Genomic DNA, 19,533 nt, shown 5'->3' with positions numbered 1-19,533 from the left:
ATTAAAAAAACCTCTCTTCGCCGGAGAGGTTTTTTCTATAGAGGAACGAACAAAGCTTAGACAAAAAATAGATAAAAACAATACATGACTTGACTTTTTTACTTTAGTGAAGTAGAATGTTAGCAACTTAAGAAAACGCTTAAGGGAAGCAGAACTACATAGGAATATAGGAGAGATGACTATGAAACTAGGAAAAAGACGCTTTTTGTCCATGGCTCTCGTAGCCATGATGCTGTTGGTCTTTACGGCGGCTTGTACGAAGGTTGACACAGCCAACAACTCCGGAAACGGCGGCGGCAATGCCGATGCTCCGAAAGAACCGACCAAAGCAAAATTTGAAACCTTAAAGGACGGCGATACCATTCACATCGGTATTATTACCGGTACCGTTTCTCAAGCGGAAGACGAATTCCGTGCGGCTCAAGACGCCATTAAGAAATACGGAAACGGCGACGAAGGCGGCATGATTCGTCACGACACCTATCCCGACCGTTTCGAAGCGGAACAAGAAACCACCATTTCCAAAATCGTCGCCATGGCGGACGACCCGGATATGCGTGCAGTCATCGTCAATCAATCGGTTCCCGGCACCTCGGCTGCATTCCAACAAATTCGCGCCAAACGTCCGGACATTATCTTAGTTAACCTGGTTGCACAAGAAGATACGGTTATGGCTGAAAACTCTGCAGACTTAGTACTGGATGCCGACAACGTCAGCCGCGGCTACCGCATCATTAAAGCAGCAAAAGACATGGGCGCAACGAAGTTTGCACACATCACCTTCCCTCGCCACATGTCCATCGAGCTCTTAGCTTTACGTCGCGCCATTATGGAAGAAGCTTGCAAGGATTTAGGTCTTGAATTTATTTCCTTAAACGCTCCCGACCCGACCACCGACATCGGTGTACCCGGCGCACAACAATACATCGCAGAAAACATTCAACCTTGGATCGACAAATACGGCAAGGACACCGCGTTCTTCTGTACCAATGACGCTCACACCGAACCCTTGTTAAGAGGGGTTGCAGCAGGCGGCGCCATCTTCGTCGAACAAGACTTACCTTCCCCCATCATGGGCTATCCGAAAGCATTCTCCGTCGACATTAAAGACAAGGCAGGAGACTGGAAGGCCATCAACTCCGAAGTTGAAAAAGCAGTCGTCGCAGCAGGCGGTTCCGGCCGCATGGGTACCTGGGCTTACTCCTTAGGTTACTCCCTCACCTTGGGTGCCGTCGACTTAGTACAACAAGTTTTACACGGCAAGATGGAATTAACCAATATCGATAACGTCATCGACTGCATCGACAACTATACTGAAGGTGCAAAGTGGATGGGCACGAACTACGTCGACCGCGCTTCCGGCGAAAAGAAAGACAACCACATTCTTCTCGCACAAGACACCTACGTCTACGGCAAGGGTTACCTGGGCATGGACAAGGTCGAAGTACCTGAAAAATACATGACCATGAATATCGACTTAGACGCCATCAAGAAAGACCAAGAGCAAGCTGAAGGCGAAACCGGCGAATAATCGTAACAATCAAATGCATCGGAAAATAAACCAGCGATTTTCGTTGGTTTATTTCCTATTAGGAGGTAAATTTTGGCTGAGAACATGATGGAGGTTCGACATGTCGAAAAGCGCTTCGGCGAAAACGTCGTTTTAAAAGACGTTAGCTTTGAGCTGAAGCCCGGGGAAATTCTCGGGCTTGTCGGCGAAAACGGCGCAGGCAAATCGACCTTAATGAATATCATCTTCGGCATGGAAGTCATTCGGGATACCGGCGGCTTTGACGGAGACATTTTATTGAACGGCGAGCCCATAGATTTTAAATCGCCTATCGATGCCCTGGCCGCGGGCATCGGCATGGTACACCAGGAGTTTAACTTGATTCCGGGCTTTACGGCGGCAGAAAACACGACCTTTAATATGGAGCGCACCAAGCAATCGGTGCTGTCCTCCATTTTCGGAAAGAAATACTCCACCATCGACAAAGAGGCGAACATCGCCCTCTCCGGCAACTCCCTGGACACCTTAGGCATCGCCATCGACCCGACGGGCATGGTTTCCGAAATGCCCGTAGGCCACAAGCAATTTATCGAAATTGCCCGGGAGATCACCCGCGAGGATGTGAAGCTCATTATTATGGACGAGCCCACCGCCGTGTTAACGGAAACCGAAGCAGATCAGCTCATGACCGCACTGAAGCGTTTGTCGGATTTGGGAATCGCCATCATCTTTATTACTCACCGACTGAGAGAAATCTTGGCCATATGTGATTGCATCGTAGTACTGCGCGACGGAGAAATCGTGGAACGCAGAAAAAATGAAGGCTTGAGCATCGATCAGATCGCCGCGTGGATGGTGGGCCGCGAGGACGGCATTCGTCCCGAGGCGAAGGATCCGAACCGCAAGGTTTCCGACGAGGTGGCTCTCAGCATTCGAAACCTCGCCGTGGACATGCCCGGTGAGCAGGTTTACGACGTGAACCTGGACGTCTACGAGGGAGAAATTTTAGGGATCGCGGGCCTTGCCGGTCAAGGCAAGCTCGGCATCGCCAACGGCATTTTAGGCACCTATCCGGCCACCGGCTCCGTGGAATTTCACGGAAAGCCCCTACCCTTAGGCAATACCAAAAAAATATTGGCAAGCAAAATTGCTTTCGTCTCCGAAGACCGCCGCGGCGTAGGCCTTTTACTGGAAGAGCCTATTTACTGGAACATTTCCTTTAACGCCATGCAGGTTCAAGACAAATTTATTAAGCGGGTCTTCGGCATGCGCTTTAGAGACGAGGCGGAAATGAAGCGCGTGTCCGACGAATACATCGACTCCTTGGCTATTCGAACCACGGGCAGCCACCAAAAGGCAGGGAACCTTTCCGGCGGCAACCAACAAAAGGTGTGCCTGGCCAAGGCCCTGTGTATGGATCCTGAGCTTTTGTTCGTTTCCGAACCGACACGAGGCATCGACATCGGTGCCAAAGAACTGGTTTTGAATTCCCTTGAAAAAATAAACAGAGAAGAAGAAACCACCATCGTGATGATTTCTTCGGAGCTGGAAGAGCTGCGCAGCATTTGCGACCGCATCGCCGTTATTTGCGAAGGGCGCATCGCCGGGATCTTGCCGGCGACGGCGGAGGCCAGTCAATTCGGCTTGTTAATGAGTGGTGAGAAAGTAGAGGTGGACAGCCATGAATAAAACATTAATGGAACGTATCGGGCTGCCTCGTTTGATCATTGCCCTCTTCCTTTTGGCCCTCTTTGCAGCGGCACCGGCTGCCGGCGTTTCCCTTGGCGACTCCATCGAAAACGTCTTGGCGCGCTTCGGCATGTTTTCGATTTTGGTCCTTAGCTTGATTCCCATGGTGCAATCGGGCTGCGGCTTGAACTTCGGCTTGCCCATCGGCGTCGTCGCCGGAATTCTAGGCGGCGTCACCAGTATCGAATTCGGACTCACCGGATTCGCCGGCATCTTTGTCGGCATGCTCCTCGGTGCCCTCGTCGCTATCGTCTTCGGATGGGGCTACGGCGTCCTGTTGAACAAAATTAAAGGCGACGAAATGTTGATCGCCACCTATGTAGGCTATTCCTTTACGGCCTTTATGTGTATGGCCTACTTGGTATTGCCCTATAAAAACCCCGTATCCGTATTGAGCTACGGCGGCCACGGTTTGTCGCAACAAATCCCTGTCGCCGCGTACTGGATGCGCAATGCCGTCGATGCTGCGGGAACCAAAAGCTCCACGGGTATCTTGACGGACTTCTTAAGCTTCCGCATAGCGGGCGTACGCATTCCCGTGGGAATGTATTTGATCTTCGCCATTTTGGCAGTGGCCGTATGGGCGTTCTTCCGCACGAAGACCGGCACCGCCATGACCGCCGTGGGCTCCAACCCCGACTACGCTAAGGCAGGCGGCATTCACATTAACCGCATGCGCCTATTCTCGGTTATTTTATCCACCGTCATCGCCGCTGTGGGGATTATCGTGTATCAACAATCCTACGGATTTATTCAGCTCTATCAATCGCCCCTGTCCTTTACCTTCCAAACGGTGGCGGCGCTGTTAATCGGCGGCGCCAGCATTAACAAGGCGACGATACCCAATGTCATCATCGGAACCTTTTTGTTCCAGGGCATCATTACTTTGACCCCGACGGTCATTAACGGCGCCATTAATATCGACGTTTCGGAGGTTCTCAGATTGATCGTCACCAACGGTATGATCGTCTACGCATTGACCAGGAGGAATCACAATGAATAAATCCTTTAAATCAAAGCTGTCGCGATCCGCAGTACCGATTCTGTTCATCATCATTATCGCCGTCGGCTTATGGATCGCCAAGCCGCCCTTGGGCTATGTCACTTCGGAAATCGGCAAGCGCATGGTGCGCAACAGCTTCCTCGTCCTTTCCCTGATCATTCCCATTATTGCCGGCATGGGCATTAACTTCGGGATCCCCCTGGGCGCCATGAGCGGTCAAATCGGTCTGATCTTCGCCCAAGACTGGGGCATTACGGGACCGGCGGGCATTTTAGTCGCCGTCTTAATCGGCACGCCTATCGCCATCATGCTCGGGACATTTTCCGGACACGTGTTGAATCGAGCCCGGGGCCGCGAAATGATCACCTCCATGATGCTCGCCTTCTTTATGCTTGGCGTGTACATGCTCTTTTTACTCTACTTGTGCGGATCCTTGATTCCCATGCACAATGCGTCCATGATCCTGTCGAAGGGCTATGGCATTAAAAACTCCATTACCTTGGATACGGGCCATGCCATCGACAACATCCTTCTCTACAGGATCAACATGCCCTTGACGGCGAAGCACGCCATTAACTTCGACATCCCCGTGGTCACCATCATTATTATCGCCCTGCTCTGCGTCTTTATCGTATGGTTTAAAAAGACCAAGCTGGGCCACGACATGAAGGCCGTCGGGATGGACCAAGTGATTTCCGGAAATGCCGGCATTTACTCCGACAAGGTGCGGGTGAAATCCATCGTCATCTCCACCGTCCTCGCGTGCTACGGGCAAATCATCTATCTGCAAAACATCGGCACCCTGGCCACCTACGCCGGACAGGACCAAGCGGCCCTTTATGCGGCGGCATCGATTCTCGTCGGCGGCGCCAGCGTCATGCGGGCGACGATTCCCAACGCCATTATCGGGACTATGCTGTTCCACTTGATGTTTATCATTCTGCCTCAAGCGGGCCGGATCTTAACCGGCGATGCCATGATGGGCGAGTACTTCCGTACATTCATCTCCTACGGCGTCGTCACCCTGGCATTGATTATGCACGCTTACAACCGCATTAAACAAGCGGAAGAGGCGCGCAAGGAAGGCAGGCGAGAGATACCCACACAGGGCGACAAGCCTACCGGCGAGTCGGCCCCATCGTAAAAAAATGATAGTCGCTTCGGCGAGAGAAAAGAGCGCTATGTGCGCTCTTTTTTTACACAGAATGAGCGAATCTTGGTACAATAAGAGAAGTTGAAGGCAGCATTCGAATAGGGCAGGAGGTGCCTATGTTTCATAATGAAGTAGAGCAGGTGGCGCAGGCGGCAGCGGGGAAGGGGCGTTTTTTAAAAACAAATCCCGGCGGCTAATTCCTTGCCTCCGTGCTGGCGGGGATGTTTATCGGCTTTGGCGTTTTGTTTTCCTTTACCATTGCTTCCCTCAGCGATCTTTCCTTGACTAAGCTCGTCATGGGCATGTCCTTTGCCTGTGCGTTAAGCTTCGTCGTCATGGCGGGGGCGGAGCTTTTCACCGGGAATAATTTCGTCATGGCCATGGGCTACATGAAAAAGACCGTGTCGAGAGGAGAGCTGCTCAAGCTTTGGCTCATCTGCTTTTTAGGCAATTGGGCGGGCGGCATTTTTCTCGCCTGGATCTTTTTCCATACCGGTCTTGCCAATGAAGCTTTTCTTCAGGTCATTGCCACCGCGGCGGCGGCCAAGGTGAGCGTGCCTTTATCCCTTTGATCTTGCGTGGCGCCCTGTGTAACATGCTGGTCTGCCTCGCCGTGTGGTGTTCCATGAAGCTGAAGTCGGAAGCGGGCAAGCTGATTATGATCTTCTGGGCCTGTCTCTGTTCTTTACCGTGGGCTTTGAACACTCCGTCGCCAATATGACCTTGCTCTCCTTGGATGCACTCGCACCGCACACGGCCATGACCGCAGGGGCCTATATGTATAATCTTTTAACCGTCACCTTGGGAAATATGTTAGGCGGCGTGTTTCTCGTGGCGATACCTTATGCCCTTATAGGCAAAAAGAATAGCATATCTTCTTCAGATGAAGGATGACAGGAAAACAAGGCGGTTTTAGATCCTTTTAATGAAAGATTTAATCCTATAATATTTAATCGGCATGAAGGTATTTATCTTCGTGTCGATTTTTTAAGAGTTCGATATAAAATTTATAATAATGGACGTGGAATATGGTGGTAAAAGGCATGAAAAAGATACTAATAATCGAAGATGATAAAAATTTAAATAAAGGTCTCTCAATCGCGTTGAATAAAGACTATGAGGTTTTCTCTGTAAACACAATGGGTGAAGCCAAATCTTTTATTGCTGATGCCGATTTGATTTTACTTGATATGAATTTACCGGATGGAGATGGACTTGAAATAATAAAATATACGAGACAAGGTTCGTCAATTCCTATAATAGTTTTATCAGCCATAGATCTAGAGGCATATATAATTTCAGCCATAAATTTAGGGGCAGACGACTATCTAACAAAACCTTTTTCTTTGGGAATATTAGAAGCAAAGATAAAAAGAGCTTTTGAAAAAATAGTGTCTAGTGATTTAGATCTTTATAAGAAAGATGGTCTAGACTTTAATTTCAATGAAAATACTTTTTATGTAGACAATAAAAATATAGATCTCACAAGGACAGAGACAAAAATTTTATACTACCTGATAAAAAACAAGTCCCAAGTTATTACAAAGGAATTACTATTTGATTTTGTTTGGGGAACAGATGATGAATTTATTGATCAAAATACATTGAGTGTCAATATTTCTAGAATAAGAAACAAATTAAAACCTTATGACCCTATAGATACAGTCTTTGGAGTTGGTTATAAATGGAATTATTAATAGGTATTCTAGTAATTATAATTGGAATTCTTGTATTTAAATACATCGTCTTGAGAAATGAAATGCTTGAACTTTCAGCTTATATTGATAAGGCGTTAGATGGAAATTTAGAAATTACAGAATTTGATGAAAAGGAATTATCTAAAATAAAATCAAAGCTCATAAAGTTTTTGTATGCCAGCCAAGTAAAAGAAGCGAAAATAAATACAGAAAAAAGTAAAACAAGAGATTTAATAGCAGATATATCACATCAGACCAAGACACCCATTACCAACCTTTCTTTATACATTAGTCTTTTAGAAGATGATCCGAAAGATGAGTATCTTGAAATTATAAAGTATGAACTTAATAAATTAGAATTTTTAATTCAAAACCTAGTAAAATCTTCTAGGCTAGAATCCGATATTATTTCCTTACAAAAACATCAAGCAAATTTAAAAGACATAGTAGAAGATGTTTTGAGAGAATTTAAAGTAATATTAGATGAAAAATGTATAAGCATAAATTTAAAAAACGAAGACTTAATTTTCAATTTGGACGAAAGATGGCTTAAAGAAGCCATTCACAATCTAGTAGATAATGCTATAAAATATTCGCCAAATGGGTCTACTATCACTATTTCAGTTTATAAATCTTACCTGAATTACAATATAGACATAGAGAATGAGTGCCAAGACGTATCAGAAGAAACTTTACCAAAAATATTTGAAAGGTTTTATAGAGGCAAAAATTCAGTTTCCAAAGATGGTTTGGGTTTAGGTCTATATATAGCCAGAGAAATTATAGAAAAGCATGGTGGAAATATAAAGGCATCTCTTGATGAAAATAGAATAAAACTTTCAGTAGACTTCCCCTTGTGAGAAGTCTTTTTTATCTTACAAAACAGTAAGAAGTCTTGTAAGTACTTTGTAAGAAAGGAATGTTATATTAAATGTAAAGAGGTGACATATATGTTAAAAGTAGAAAATTTAAAAAGATTTTATAAAACAAATGATGTTGAGGTGAAAGCTCTTGATGGAGTAACTTTCGATGTAAATAAGGGAGAATTTATTTCTATAATCGGAGCATCAGGATCTGGCAAATCAACCCTATTACATCTCCTAGGGGGACTTGATTATCCTACAAGCGGGAAAGTTTTGATTGATGGTACAGATGTGTACGCTTTAAAAGACGATGAGAGAACCATTTTTAGAAGAAGAAATATTGGATTTGTCTTTCAGGCATATAACCTTTTGCCCATGCTAAATGTATACGAGAACATCATTATTCCCTTTGGTCTTGATGGCGATAAGGTCGATAAAAAATATGTTGATTCTGTGATCGACATTCTAGAGATAAGCGATCAAAAAAATAAAATGCCAAACGAATTATCTGGTGGACAGCAACAAAGAGTTGCCATAGCAAGAGCCTTGGTTACTAAACCCTCTTTAATTCTGGCCGACGAACCTACAGGTAATTTGGATTCAAAATCTTCTTCCCAAGTTGTTTATTTACTAAAAAAGATTAATAAAGAGCTTGGAAATACTATTCTTATGATTACTCACGATGATGCTGTCGCACAAGCGGCAGAAAAAACGTTAAGGATAGAAGACGGAAAGCTGGTGGAAAAGAATGAATGTCAACAATAAGGCTTATATAAGGCGTCTTGCAAAAAGTACTTTAAATGCGAATAAAAGTAGGAGAAATATTCTCTTATTAGCCATTGCCTTAACTTCTATACTATTTACGAGCCTATTTTCAGTAGCCTTAGGGTTAGGAAAAAGCATGGAAACTCAAACGATGAAAACTATTGGAACAATCAGCCATGGCTCTTTTAAAGAACTTTCTGACAAAGACATAAGTATTTTATCCAAGGATAAAGATATAAAGGAATTTTCAATAAGAGAGAAAGTTGGTATTCTTGATGATGAAAAAATAAGTGCAGAACTATCCTATATAGATAACAATGGATTTGAATGGTCGCTAATAGAAAAAGTTAAAGGGAAATTTCCTGAAAAAGAAAACGACGTATTTATAGATTTAGCAACTGCAAAAAAGTTAGGTTATAAAGGAGAAATTGGAGAAGAGATAGAAGTTCCTTTCACTATAGAAAAACCTTACACAGGAGAAATTATCAAAAAAAGAAGTGAGAAATTTATTATATCGGGGACTTTTCAAAATCCTATTGACTCCAACGTTGGTGTAGGACAAATTTATTTATCAAAAGCTTATGTAGATAAATTATCCCTTCCAGAAAATAATAAAGATTTGGAAGTAATGCTAAAGAATTCCTTTATGATAAGGGATAAACTTTTAAAAATTGCAGAGAGAAATGGTTATAAAGTGGTAGATGACCCTGGAAATCTATCCGACAAAGAAATAAGAATTGGTGTTAACTTTGCATATCTTTTATCTGGTGATTCTAGTTTTGATTTTAATACATTTCTACCATACTTAGCTTTTTTAATTTTGGTAATGGTCGCAGGATACTTAATTATAAACAATATTTTTAAGATATCCGTTAATGAAGATATTAAACTTCTGGGACTTTTAAAAACAATTGGAATGACAAGGCCGCAAATCAAAAAACTTATTCATCTAGAGTCTTTAGCAGCCTCCCTTCCAGCAATAATAGTTGGAGATATAGTAGGAATTTCTATCGGGAAAATCATTTTAAATAAAATATTTGCCAATAATGAGATGCTAACGGATGTAAAATTATCGCTCACTGTAATAATCTTAATTATCTTATTTTCGACAGCCTTTACTTTGCTTACAGTATTTCTATCGGTTATGAGACCTGCAAGGTATGCAGCCAAAGTTTCTCCAATAGAAGCCAGCAGATACAATGAAACCACGATAAAAAAGAAATATAAAAGCGAGAATATTTCTCTAGGCAAGCTTGCTAGAAGACAGGTATTTTCCAATAAATTTAGATTTGTGTCGATTGTACTTTCCATTAGCCTTTCGGCAGTTATTCTAAACAGTGTGTTAACCTATACTGGAAATATTGATTTAGAAAAGGGCGTTTCTGATGTCATTGCAACAGACTATAATATAGCAAGCCCAAAATATTTTAGGTATATGTACTCAGGAAGTGAGGATGGAATTAACGAAAAGTTTATTGATGAGATAGAAAACCATAAAGGTTATAAAGGTGGGGGAGCATTACACTATTATGGTTATGAATACACTTATCCAGATATTAAAATAGAAGATCATAGAATTGCCCCAATTCTATTTGGTATAGATGAGTTTCTAATAAACAAACAAAAAATTACAGAGGGGGACTTCGATAAAGATAAATGGCAAACCGGGAATTATGTCATGCTTGGAGAATATGGAGATAAAAAATCCGCATTTAAAACCGGCGATAAAATAAAAATCAATGTAAAAAACAAGGTAAAAGAAGTCCAAGTGATGGGCAAGGTTGAATATAATTTTTCAAATGGATTAAGATATTTTCCTGTAATTAAGGAAGATGTAAATGACGAGTCAAGTCCTACTTTAGACTTGGAGTATATTTATATGAAGCCGAATGAGTATAAAGAACTCACAGGTGATAAAAGCGTTATGTCCTATGGATTTGATGTAGAAAAGGGTGAAAAGGAGAATTTTGATAAGCTGTTAAAATCTTTTGAAAATGAACCAGGATTTTCCTACGATTCAAGGGATCTTCAGATCAAATCTACAATGGAATTCAAAAATCTAATAGAATTTGCCGGCTACAGTTTATCAATCGTGTTGTTCTTAATATCTGTATTGAACTTTATTAATGTTATTGCGACTGAAATATTGAGAAACATGGTGAACCTATCAATCCTTGAAGCAATTGGAATGACAAAGAAAAGAATCAAAATATATTTAGTGAAAAAGAATTTGATTTATTCTTTTTGTGGTTTAGTATGTTCTTTAATTGTTATGCTTCTTGTCGATCAATATATCTTGATAGATTTTATGGAACAGACGAAGTGGACATCCTTTAGATTCGTGATTAGACCTCTTATTCTCGTGAACTTTGCGAATATAATCATTGGAATAATATTTACTTGTAAGTTTTATGAAAAGCATAGTCAAAACACTCTTGTAAGTAGAATTAAAAGTTTAGAATAGAAACATTCATGTTGTGTTAGCAAGAAAAAAGGCTGTGAGCATTCAAGTTCACAGCCTTTTCTCTTGCCATCTAAGGATTCTCTACACTGGTTCTTATAAGACTTGCATTTAGTGAGCCGCTCGGGCCGCTTTTTTGTTTTAAACCAACGGGGCTTTCATGATATAGTGGATGGAAGCACAGAATAGTTGAAACGGAAAGGAAAGTATTATGCACTATACGGGACAAACATTTCGTCCGCCCAGCGAGGCTTACAACCCTTTGCTGGAGGTGACGGTAGGATGTTCTCATAATCAATGCACCTATTGCGCCATGTACAAGGATGTGTCCTTCAGAAAGGCGCCGAAGGAACAAATTTTGGTGGACCTGCGGGAGCTTTCCGCCTATGCCGACCGCATCGACCGAATTTTTCTCGTAAACGGCGATCCCTTTGTTTTGGACGCGGAGTATCTGCTGGAAATCGCCGGTTGGATCCACGAGTATCTGCCTCATGTGGAGACCATCACCTGTTACGCCTCCATTTACAATTTGAAAAACAAATCACTCGAGGACTTAAAGCGCTTGAGAGCGGCCGGCTACAATCAGCTGTACATCGGCATCGAATCGGCTCACGACCCCACCTTGAAGCGCATAAAAAAAGGCTGCACACAAGAAGACGAGTATCGGGAGCTGGCCAAGCTGGAAGAGGCGGGGATGGACTGGATCTGCATGGTGATGTCGGGCATCGCCGGCAAGGAGGACAGCTTCACCCACGCCGAGGAAACGGCGGCTCTTTTAAACAAGCACCGGCCCCGAAGCGTGGCGCCTCTCACGACGACGGTCCACCCCAATACGGAGCTGGCCGAGGAAGTGCGGCGAGGAGATTTCGTGCCCTTGACCGAGGGGGATATTTTGCTCGAGGAGATTCATCTGCTTGAGCATTTGGATTTACACCCCAAGGCCCTTTTCTTCGGCATTCACGCCTATAACGCGGCGCCGGTCATCGGTCGCTTTTCAGAAAAGGAAGAGATGCTTGCAAAACTCAGGGCGGCATACGAGGGGATGAGCGACGAGGAAAGGAATATGCGCCGTCAGCGCTACGGTTATTGATGATGCGTTATTTATACGAACGACTGAAGACTTTTCGCGGCGGCGCTAATTTTGCCATGCCGGGACATAAGGGACGGGTGGCCTTCGATTTCGATTTTGCCGACGACTGGACGGAGGTGGCGGGGGCGGACAATCTTCTAAATCCCGAGGACGTCATCGCCTCGGCCCAAGAGGAAATCGCCGCGGCCTACGGCGTGGACAAAAGCGTCTTGATTCCCGCGGGCTCCACCACCGGCGTGAAGCTTGCCCTCTATCTCGCCGCCGAGCCCGGCGGCAAGATTTTAATTCAGCGCAACTCTCATCTGTCCCTCTTTCACGCCGCCGTGGAATTGGGCCTGGAGTTGGTCTACCTTCCCGCGAAAGTCGACGAGGCCACGGGGCTGTTCGCGGGCGTGGATCCGGCCGATGTGGAAAATGCCTTGGCGGCGGATCCCGCCATCGCCGCCGTGTTTTTGACGAGCCCCGATTACTTCGGCGGCGGGCTGAAGCTGAAAGAGATCGCAGACATCGTCCACGAAAGAAAAAAGGTGCTTATCGTCGACGAGGCCCACGGCGCCCACTGGGCCTTTACGCCCTTCGCGCCTTACAGCGCCACTACCTGCGCCGATTACACGGTGCAGTCTCTGCACAAGACCATGGCGGCGCTCACGGGGGCGGCCCTCTTGCACATCAACGGCGATGTAGATGAGCGGAAGCTCTTAAAGGGTATGGGGCTTTTTCTCTCCACCTCGCCTTCCTATCTTCTCATGCTCTCGTCGGAATATGCCGTGGCGGCAGGGAAGGCCTTTGATTGGCGAAAGCTTCTTGCCTACAGAAAGCATTTGGAGGTAAGTTTGCCGAAGATCGACGTGGTGAAGGAGCGGGGGAATCTTTTCGCCTGCACCGATCCCATGAAGCTTCTCTTTCACCTGCCCGGCTACCGAGGCGACGAGGTGGTGTCTCTTTTGGCCGAGAAGGGCATTTATTTGGAAATGGGCGACGCCTATTACGCCCTGGCCATTCTCTCGCCCTACAATAGTGAAGAAGACCTGGAGCGCCTAATCCGCGGCCTGAACGCCCTTCCCGTAAAAGAAGAAGACATGGCTCCGCCGAAGGGCGCCTATCCGAAGACGGAGGCGGTCTACAGTCCCCGTGAGGCCTTTTTTATGGAGACGGAGCGGCTGCCCCTTAGGGAGGCGAAGGATCGTGTGGCGGCAGAAAATTTAACGCCCTACCCGCCGGGAATCCCCATCGTCACCTACGGCGAAAGGATCACGGAGGAGGTGATCCGCGCCGTGGAAGAAAGCGAGAACGCCATGGGCTTTGAAGACGGCATGGTCTCGGTAATTAAAGAGAGCGACGTCCGAAGGTAGAATGCGCGATTAAAAAAGCATAAAAAGAAAGCGAGCAGAACGCTCGCTTCAGATTGCAGACAAATGCCGGAGTCCAAAGGGGATCCGGCATTTTTTGCGATCAAAAGGCTCATCATAGTTGATGTGATTTATTTTAAACGTTCAAAGACGTCATTTTGCGAAGAGGCACGATTCATTTACTTGCAGTCAATTCAAAGGTAAATTCGTCGCCTATCGCCCGTTCCCCATCGGATTCTTTCCCGCTACGGTTTGAAAGCTCCGCTTTGTATAATTGACATTTCAATGATGTGATGTCGTTTAACAATTCATCGGCAGTGACTTCGCTGGTAACCGGCGAGAAGTAGAGGGTCGACGTTTTTTCATCTGCTTCGATCGTTTCAAAATAAACCAAGCGACCTTTGGAATCTCTCGCCTTCACTGAAAAAATAGAGTCCTTCGCCGATGGCGGATAGGTGAGTATCATTTTTTGTGAAGCCGGGCTCATGGTGAATTCCTTAATCATAATCCCGTTTGAATTCGGTACGGCAAAATCTTTTGCGATGATCCTTTTCTCCATTTTCATCTTCGCCATATCCACATGGGTGGTAATAGAAATTTTTTTGCTGTTGCCTAAAAGCGTGTCAAAGATAAACTCCAGCTGTGCCGTGCCTTCCTTCGGTAGGGGACTTTCCAAGGAATATATTAAAGATGTGGCGGTTACATTGGGCTTGCCCGGCAAATTTCCTTCCTGGCCGCTTGAGCCGAGGACGCTGACTTTTTTTCCGTTTACTTTAAGCTCCGCTAAGTTGGCACCCTCCGACAGCTTTTCACCTGGACCATTGAAGCTCAAAAGCACGGCGTAGAGATTATTGTCCTCTGTCGTGATGGTATCCAAAACATATTTTTTGCCGTCGATTTCGAAGGGTTCATGTAATTTGACGCTATACTTGTCTACATCGGGTGAAAGACCCATTGCGCTCGACAAGCTCAGTGTGATGTTTTCCGCGACCTCTCTCGTCTTTGCCAAAACATAGCCGCCGGATGCGTAGTTCGTCATTCCCAGGACTAACAGTAATAGGGCCGCCATGGCTCCTATTTTTCTGACGAAATGTCGTCGCGTATTTTTAACTTTTAAACGTTTCACCGTTTCTCTAAGACTTTCTCTTTCAAAATCTTCGAGAGGGACCTCTTCGTAATTTATTTCCATATCGTTTAATCGATCATAAAGATTGTCTTTCATACATTTTCACCTCTCCATCTTCTTAAAAGCTTCCTCGCCCTGCTGACTCTTTGGTAGACGTTTTTTGTAGAAATATGTTGCTCCGATGCCGCCGCGTCATAGGAAAGCCCGCGAATAAAAATATTTTCAAAGAGCTTTTTATCCTCATCGTCCAAGGCGGACAGAGCTTCTTCTATTTCTAAATTGGAGTGGAAGTCGGGATCTTTTGTCGCGGAATTTTCATCGAGAAGAATAGCTTTAAATCTACTTTCTCTTCGGAGCAAATCGATGGCTTTATATTTTGAAACCGCAGCACACCAATTTTTAAAAGAAGATCTCTTCGGATCAAAATAGTCGATATTTTGCCAGATGCTTAGAAGAGAATCATTCATCGCCTCATCCCAAAGGCTCGGGTATTTCCAAAGTGTTTTTGAAATAACGCCCTTTAACACTTTGCCATAAACTTCGATCACGACGTATAAAGCGTCTTCATCTCTGTTCTTCAGCCTTTGTATCAAATCTTTATTCTCCATATTTCCTCCTTTCACTAATATATTCGTGTTGAGAGTCGTCGTTCTGACATTATTTTTGAAGGAGCTTCTTATAAAAAAGACGAGGCCACTCATCCCGGACTGCAGATAAATCTCGAATCTTCTCTCTTTTTTATGGTGCGGAGCCGACCGACCGTTTTTAATATTTTACTACTTAGAGCTTAAAGAGGTTTGAAGACATAAAAAAGGAAGGGTGAATTCGGTGATTCTCCCTTCCATAGTCATTACTCTAAAACGAGCGCGCCGGCTCGCTTTTTCAATGTCGAAATTTACTTATTTTTCAAAAAAGGATTCCGCAAAGCGCACGGAGGCCATGGCGTCCTTGCAATAGGCGTGGGCGCCGATCTCTTCGGCGTAATCTTTCGTCAGGACGGCGCCGCCCACCATGACCTTCGTCTCGGGGGCATCTTTTTTCAAGAGGCGAATAGTCTCTTCCATAAAGGGCACCGTGGTGGTCATGAGGGCGGAAAGGCCGACGAGAGGAATGCTTTCTTCCTTCACCGTCTCCAGAATTTTTTCCGGCGAGACGTCTTTGCCCAAATCTAAAATATCGAAGCCGTAGTTTTCCAACAGGGCCTTCACGATGTTTTTTCCGATGTCGTGAATGTCGCCTTTCACCGTGGCCACGAGGATGCGACCCTTGTTTTCCCCGGCGTGGCCGCTCTCGTCCATGCGGGCGCGGATCACCGTAAAGGCCGCGGCGGCGGCATCGGCGGCGCGAAGGAGCTGGGGCAGAAACAGCGTCTTTGCCTCGAAGCTCCGGCCCACCTTGTCCAGGGAGGGCACCAGGTAGTCGTTAATAATGTCCAGGGGACTGTGGTCGGTGAGAAGGGCGACGGTCATGTCCTTGGCATCCTTGCTCAGGCCCTTTTCGATGGCGTAGGAAAGATCGCGAGTGCCTCCTTGGGGCAGCTGCGTCTCTTCCTCCGTAAAGGCGTCGATGAAATCGGTAAAATCCGGATCGAAGCCTAAAAGGGCCATGGAGGATTTGTAGGCCTTTTGCATCAGGGCTGAGGAGGGATTGACGATCCCGGCGCTGAGTCCCGCGGCGAGACACATGGAATAAAAGCTGCTGTTAATCAGTTCCCGATTGGGCAGACCGAAGGAAATATTGGAGACCCCCAGGGTGGAGTGGAGCCCGCGGTCCTTTAATCGGCGCAGGGTCTCTAGGACGACGACGGCGCCGTCTTTTTGGCTGGAGATGGTCATGGCCAGGGGATCGAAGAGAAAATCCTTGTCGGTCAGGCCGTAGCGGGCCCCTTCCTTGAGGATGCTATCGACGATTTCCATGCGCTTTTCCACGGTTTTCGGAATGCCCTCGTCGTCGAGCAAGAGGGCGATGCACATGCCGCCGTATTTTTTTGCAATGGGAAAGACCCCGTCCATGACGGACTGCTTGCCGCTGACGGAATTTAACAAAGGCCGGCCGTTGTAGATGCGGGCGGCGGCTTCCATGGCGCGGGCGTTGCTCGTGTCGATGGTAAGAGGCAGCTCGCACACCCCTTGCAGGGCGCGAATAATTTCCGGGAGCACCGCCACCTCGTCTAAGCCGGGCACGCCGACGTTGACGTCGAGAATGTGGGCGCCGTCTTCCTCTTCCTCCAAGGCGATGGCCAGCACCGCCGAGGTGTGGCCGTCCTTCAATGCCTGTTGCAAATGTTTTTTCCCCGTGGGATTGAGTCGCTCGCCGATCATGTGGGGCTTGTCATCTAGATCCACCAGTCGGGTGTAAGAAGTAATGGCCGAGCGTGGGCTGCCCTTCGGCGAAGCTACGGGGATGTCCCGGGTTTTTGCCACGGTTTTTTCGATGTAATCGGGAAGGGTGCCGCAACAGCCGCCGAGGATTTGCACGCCCATGTCCGCGAACTGAATCATGTAATCGGAAAAGACCTCGGCGTCGATGTCGTAGGAGGTTTTTCCGTCGACGATGTGGGGCAGACCGGCGTTGGGGTTTACGATTAAGGGAAGAGTGGAAAGGGCGGCCATTTCCCTCATCAGGGGCAAAGTCTGCACCGGGCCGAAGCTGCAGTTCATGCCGATGGCATCGGCGCCGAGGGCCGTGGTGATTTCCACAAAGGTCTCCATATCGCAGCCGGTGAGCAGGCGTCCGTCTTCCTGAAAGGCTGCGGTGACGAAGACGGGAAGCTCGGAATTTTCCTTGGCGGCGAGGAGGGCGGCCTTGATTTCGTAGGTGTCGGACATGGTCTCGATGGTGATGAGATCCGCGCCGGCATCGACGCCGGCCACCACGAGCTCCTTAAAGGCGTCGTAGGCATCCTCGAAGGCCACATCGCCGAGGGGCGCAAGGATCTTTCCAAGAGGACCGATATCCAGGGACACATAGCCGCGGCCTTCTGCGCGAACGGCGGCCTTGGCATTGGCGACGGCGGCGGCAACCACGTCTTTTACCGAAGCATCGGTGCCTGCAAACTTATAGCGATTGGCGCCGAAGGTATTGGTGAGGATGATGTCCGCGCCGCTTTTTAAATAGGCCCGGTGCATGTCCACGATTACCTCCGGTGCGTCGATGTTCAGCATTTCGGGCAGGGCGCCGGCCTCCAAGCCCGTGGCCTGCAAATAGGTGCCGCAGGCGCCGTCGTAGTAGAGGCGGCCGCTTTTTAATTGCTTAAGTAGTGAGGTCATGATTCCTCCGATCCAATCCCATAAGGGCGGTAATGGTTTTTGTCGGGACGAGCATATTGCCTTCGGTGAGGGCAATGTGCATTTTTTTATCCGCGTGGAGACTGCGAATCAAGGGCCACTGAAATTCCAAACCGAAATCGGCGAAGCCCGGGGAAAAGCGGGGATGGGCGATGAGACCGTACTCCGCCGCCTCATCCCGCACCTGAGCGCAGTAGTGATTGGCACAGCTTTCCAAATACTCGGTGCAACAGGCATCGGTAATAAAGGCGTCGGCCTTCGATGTCACGAGGAGGCGGCTGATGAGTCGGTCCACGGCGGGGCCCAGGGTCATGGCGAAGATGACGGCGTATTCGCTGGTCTTCATGTTCTTCTGCAGCATGGCGCTCTCCGTAGAAAAATCGCCGAAGACGATGGCATCTCCCGTCTTCGTCACCGGACGAAGGGAGGCGACACAGCGCACGTCCACGATGTCGCGAAGGCGAATTAAATTTCGCTCCACATCGGCGGAGGTGGCCTCGTCGGGGGCGTGACCCTCCAGGCGCAGGTAGCGGTAAATTTCCCTGCGCCGCAATTGATCTAAGGAGAGCGGGGGGATTTTATGAATGGATTTTAAATCAAGCATGGAACAGGCGGCCCAGATCGCGGACGATGCGCTCGGGCACGGCGGGCTTGTTCATGGTGTAGACGTGAATACCGCTTACGCCTGCAGCCACCAAGTCGGCCATCTGATTTTCGCAGTAGGTAAGTCCCGCATCAAACATGGCGTCCGGCTTGTCCTTAAACCGATCCACCATGCGTAGCAGGGAATCGGGGAGAGCCGCGTCGCTTAAATCTTTGATTCGGCGCACTTGAGCTACGCTTGTAATGGGCATGATGCCGGCTAAAATTGGGACGTCAATGCCCATGGCCCGCGCCTTATCTAAAAAGCGGTAGAAGACGTCGTTGTCGAAAAACATCTGGGTGGTTAAGAAATCCACGCCCATGTCCACTTTTTCCTTTAAATGGCGAAGCTCCTCTTCCATGGAGAGGGCGGGGTTATTGCCTTCGGGGAAGCAGGCGCAGCCGATGGTGAAATCGCCCCGCTCGCGGAAGTAGGCCACCATGTCTTTGGCGTATTTGAAATAGGCGTCTTCGCCTAATTCCCGCCGGGAGTCGCCGCCCAGGACCAAAATGTTTTTTACGTTCTTTTCCGTGAGCTCGTCGTATACGGCGGCAAGCTCCGCTTTCGGAATTCCCGAACAGGTCAGATGGGCAATGGAGGGAATTCCCATAACCTCGCTGACGGCATTTGAAATTTGTATGGTTTGATCCCCGCCGCTTCCGTCGGCCTTAAAGGTGACGGACATAAAGTCCGGATCGTAAGCGGCCATGCGCGCCGCCGAAGCCATGACGGCTTTCAGAGACATGCGTTGGTTCGGGGGAAAAATTTCAAATGAGAGTCGCGTGCGTTCAGGTGTAAAAAATTCTTTAATATGCATAATTACCTCCAAGAATGAAG

Annotated in this window: 15 protein-coding genes and 1 pseudogene; 11 read left to right on the top strand and 5 right to left on the bottom strand. The window is 47.1% G+C overall.

Annotated elements, in window-relative coordinates; translation table 11 throughout:
• Positions 1 to 181 precede the first annotated feature (181 nt).
• From BQ7397_RS00685 to BQ7397_RS00635, 11 genes and pseudogenes are all read left to right on the top strand, one after another.
• A complete protein-coding gene (locus BQ7397_RS00685) occupies positions 182 to 1,531 on the top strand; it encodes a DUF3798 domain-containing protein (protein WP_077074280.1) in 1,350 nt (449 codons plus the stop codon).
• Between the two features lie 72 nt (positions 1,532 to 1,603).
• The gene (locus BQ7397_RS00680; protein ID WP_200801183.1) at positions 1,604 to 3,199 is read left to right on the top strand and encodes a sugar ABC transporter ATP-binding protein; all 1,596 of its coding nucleotides are present in this window, start codon (positions 1,604 to 1,606) and stop codon (positions 3,197 to 3,199) included.
• Positions 3,192 to 4,262: an ABC transporter permease subunit gene (locus BQ7397_RS00675; RefSeq protein ID WP_077074279.1), complete on the top strand. Its 1,071-nt coding sequence runs from the start codon at positions 3,192 to 3,194 to the stop codon at positions 4,260 to 4,262. Before BQ7397_RS00680 ends, BQ7397_RS00675 begins: the two co-directional genes overlap by 8 nt.
• Entirely contained in the window at positions 4,255 to 5,406 is a 1,152-nt protein-coding gene (locus BQ7397_RS00670; RefSeq protein ID WP_077074278.1) for an ABC transporter permease subunit, read from the top strand. Before BQ7397_RS00675 ends, BQ7397_RS00670 begins: the two co-directional genes overlap by 8 nt.
• 230 nt (positions 5,407 to 5,636) lie before the next feature.
• Positions 5,637 to 6,309: pseudogene (locus tag BQ7397_RS09515) on the top strand (formate/nitrite transporter family protein).
• Positions 6,310 to 6,458: 149 nt separating this feature from the next.
• Positions 6,459 to 7,112 (top strand): response regulator transcription factor, encoded by a 654-nt coding sequence (locus BQ7397_RS00660; protein ID WP_077074326.1) that lies wholly within the window; start codon positions 6,459 to 6,461, stop codon positions 7,110 to 7,112.
• Entirely contained in the window at positions 7,100 to 7,972 is an 873-nt protein-coding gene (locus tag BQ7397_RS00655) for a sensor histidine kinase (RefSeq protein WP_077074277.1), read from the top strand. The genes BQ7397_RS00660 and BQ7397_RS00655 overlap by 13 nt, the downstream gene beginning before the upstream one ends.
• A 90-nt stretch (positions 7,973 to 8,062) precedes the next feature.
• Positions 8,063 to 8,740 (top strand): ABC transporter ATP-binding protein, encoded by a 678-nt coding sequence (locus tag BQ7397_RS00650; RefSeq protein WP_077074276.1) that lies wholly within the window; start codon positions 8,063 to 8,065, stop codon positions 8,738 to 8,740.
• Positions 8,724 to 11,204 carry an ABC transporter permease gene (locus tag BQ7397_RS00645; protein WP_077074275.1) on the top strand — a complete coding sequence of 827 codons (2,481 nt, stop codon included), beginning with the start codon at positions 8,724 to 8,726 and terminating at the stop codon, positions 11,202 to 11,204. The genes BQ7397_RS00650 and BQ7397_RS00645 overlap by 17 nt, the downstream gene beginning before the upstream one ends.
• 208 nt (positions 11,205 to 11,412) lie before the next feature.
• Positions 11,413 to 12,291 (top strand): radical SAM protein, encoded by an 879-nt coding sequence (locus BQ7397_RS00640; RefSeq protein ID WP_077074274.1) that lies wholly within the window; start codon positions 11,413 to 11,415, stop codon positions 12,289 to 12,291.
• On the top strand, positions 12,291 to 13,643 hold the full coding sequence (locus BQ7397_RS00635; RefSeq protein ID WP_077074273.1) for an aminotransferase class I/II-fold pyridoxal phosphate-dependent enzyme: 1,353 nt from the start codon (positions 12,291 to 12,293) through the stop codon (positions 13,641 to 13,643). Before BQ7397_RS00640 ends, BQ7397_RS00635 begins: the two co-directional genes overlap by 1 nt.
• A gap of 172 nt (positions 13,644 to 13,815) precedes the next feature.
• Here the strand turns inward: BQ7397_RS00635 and BQ7397_RS00630 are convergent, their stop codons facing one another.
• The 5 genes from BQ7397_RS00630 to BQ7397_RS00610 all read right to left on the bottom strand — a co-directional run bounded on the left by BQ7397_RS00630 (position 13,816) and on the right by BQ7397_RS00610 (position 19,513).
• Entirely contained in the window at positions 13,816 to 14,862 is a 1,047-nt protein-coding gene (locus tag BQ7397_RS00630) for a hypothetical protein (RefSeq protein WP_077074272.1), read from the bottom strand.
• Positions 14,859 to 15,374: a sigma-70 family RNA polymerase sigma factor gene (locus tag BQ7397_RS00625; RefSeq protein ID WP_077074271.1), complete on the bottom strand. Its 516-nt coding sequence runs from the start codon at positions 15,372 to 15,374 to the stop codon at positions 14,859 to 14,861. Before BQ7397_RS00625 ends, BQ7397_RS00630 begins: the two co-directional genes overlap by 4 nt.
• 291 nt (positions 15,375 to 15,665) lie before the next feature.
• Positions 15,666 to 18,035, bottom strand: a complete 2,370-nt coding sequence (locus BQ7397_RS00620) for a homocysteine S-methyltransferase family protein (RefSeq protein WP_077074270.1) — start codon at positions 18,033 to 18,035, stop codon at positions 15,666 to 15,668.
• Positions 18,019 to 18,657: a hypothetical protein gene (locus BQ7397_RS00615; RefSeq protein WP_077074269.1), complete on the bottom strand. Its 639-nt coding sequence runs from the start codon at positions 18,655 to 18,657 to the stop codon at positions 18,019 to 18,021. Before BQ7397_RS00615 ends, BQ7397_RS00620 begins: the two co-directional genes overlap by 17 nt.
• Complete coding sequence (locus BQ7397_RS00610) at positions 18,650 to 19,513, bottom strand: methylenetetrahydrofolate reductase (protein WP_077074268.1); 864 nt, start codon at positions 19,511 to 19,513, stop codon at positions 18,650 to 18,652. The genes BQ7397_RS00615 and BQ7397_RS00610 overlap by 8 nt, the downstream gene beginning before the upstream one ends.
• Positions 19,514 to 19,533: the final 20 nt, after the last annotated feature.

It is taken from the genome of Aedoeadaptatus urinae (assembly GCF_900155585.1).
In the GTDB taxonomy this organism is placed as follows: Bacteria; Bacillota; Clostridia; order Tissierellales; family Peptoniphilaceae; genus Aedoeadaptatus; species Aedoeadaptatus urinae.
This window is presented reverse-complemented; position numbering and strand designations above follow the sequence as displayed.

What these genes read in the sequence shown, in the direction of transcription:
- BQ7397_RS00675 (WP_077074279.1), top strand. Translation starts at nt 3,192, where the DNA reads ATGAATAAAACATTAATGGAACGTATCGGGCTGCCTCGTTTGATCATT.
- BQ7397_RS00630 (WP_077074272.1), bottom strand. Translation starts at nt 14,862, where the DNA reads ATGAAAGACAATCTTTATGATCGATTAAACGATATGGAAATAAATTAC.
- BQ7397_RS00620 (WP_077074270.1), bottom strand. Translation starts at nt 18,035, where the DNA reads ATGACCTCACTACTTAAGCAATTAAAAAGCGGCCGCCTCTACTACGAC.
- BQ7397_RS00625 (WP_077074271.1), bottom strand. Translation starts at nt 15,374, where the DNA reads ATGGAGAATAAAGATTTGATACAAAGGCTGAAGAACAGAGATGAAGAC.
- BQ7397_RS00610 (WP_077074268.1), bottom strand. Translation starts at nt 19,513, where the DNA reads ATGCATATTAAAGAATTTTTTACACCTGAACGCACGCGACTCTCATTT.
- BQ7397_RS00650 (WP_077074276.1), top strand. Translation starts at nt 8,063, where the DNA reads ATGTTAAAAGTAGAAAATTTAAAAAGATTTTATAAAACAAATGATGTT.
- BQ7397_RS00670 (WP_077074278.1), top strand. Translation starts at nt 4,255, where the DNA reads ATGAATAAATCCTTTAAATCAAAGCTGTCGCGATCCGCAGTACCGATT.
- BQ7397_RS00655 (WP_077074277.1), top strand. Translation starts at nt 7,100, where the DNA reads ATGGAATTATTAATAGGTATTCTAGTAATTATAATTGGAATTCTTGTA.
- BQ7397_RS00645 (WP_077074275.1), top strand. Translation starts at nt 8,724, where the DNA reads ATGAATGTCAACAATAAGGCTTATATAAGGCGTCTTGCAAAAAGTACT.
- BQ7397_RS00640 (WP_077074274.1), top strand. Translation starts at nt 11,413, where the DNA reads ATGCACTATACGGGACAAACATTTCGTCCGCCCAGCGAGGCTTACAAC.
- BQ7397_RS00660 (WP_077074326.1), top strand. Translation starts at nt 6,459, where the DNA reads ATGAAAAAGATACTAATAATCGAAGATGATAAAAATTTAAATAAAGGT.
- BQ7397_RS00615 (WP_077074269.1), bottom strand. Translation starts at nt 18,657, where the DNA reads ATGCTTGATTTAAAATCCATTCATAAAATCCCCCCGCTCTCCTTAGAT.
- BQ7397_RS00685 (WP_077074280.1), top strand. Translation starts at nt 182, where the DNA reads ATGAAACTAGGAAAAAGACGCTTTTTGTCCATGGCTCTCGTAGCCATG.
- BQ7397_RS00635 (WP_077074273.1), top strand. Translation starts at nt 12,291, where the DNA reads ATGATGCGTTATTTATACGAACGACTGAAGACTTTTCGCGGCGGCGCT.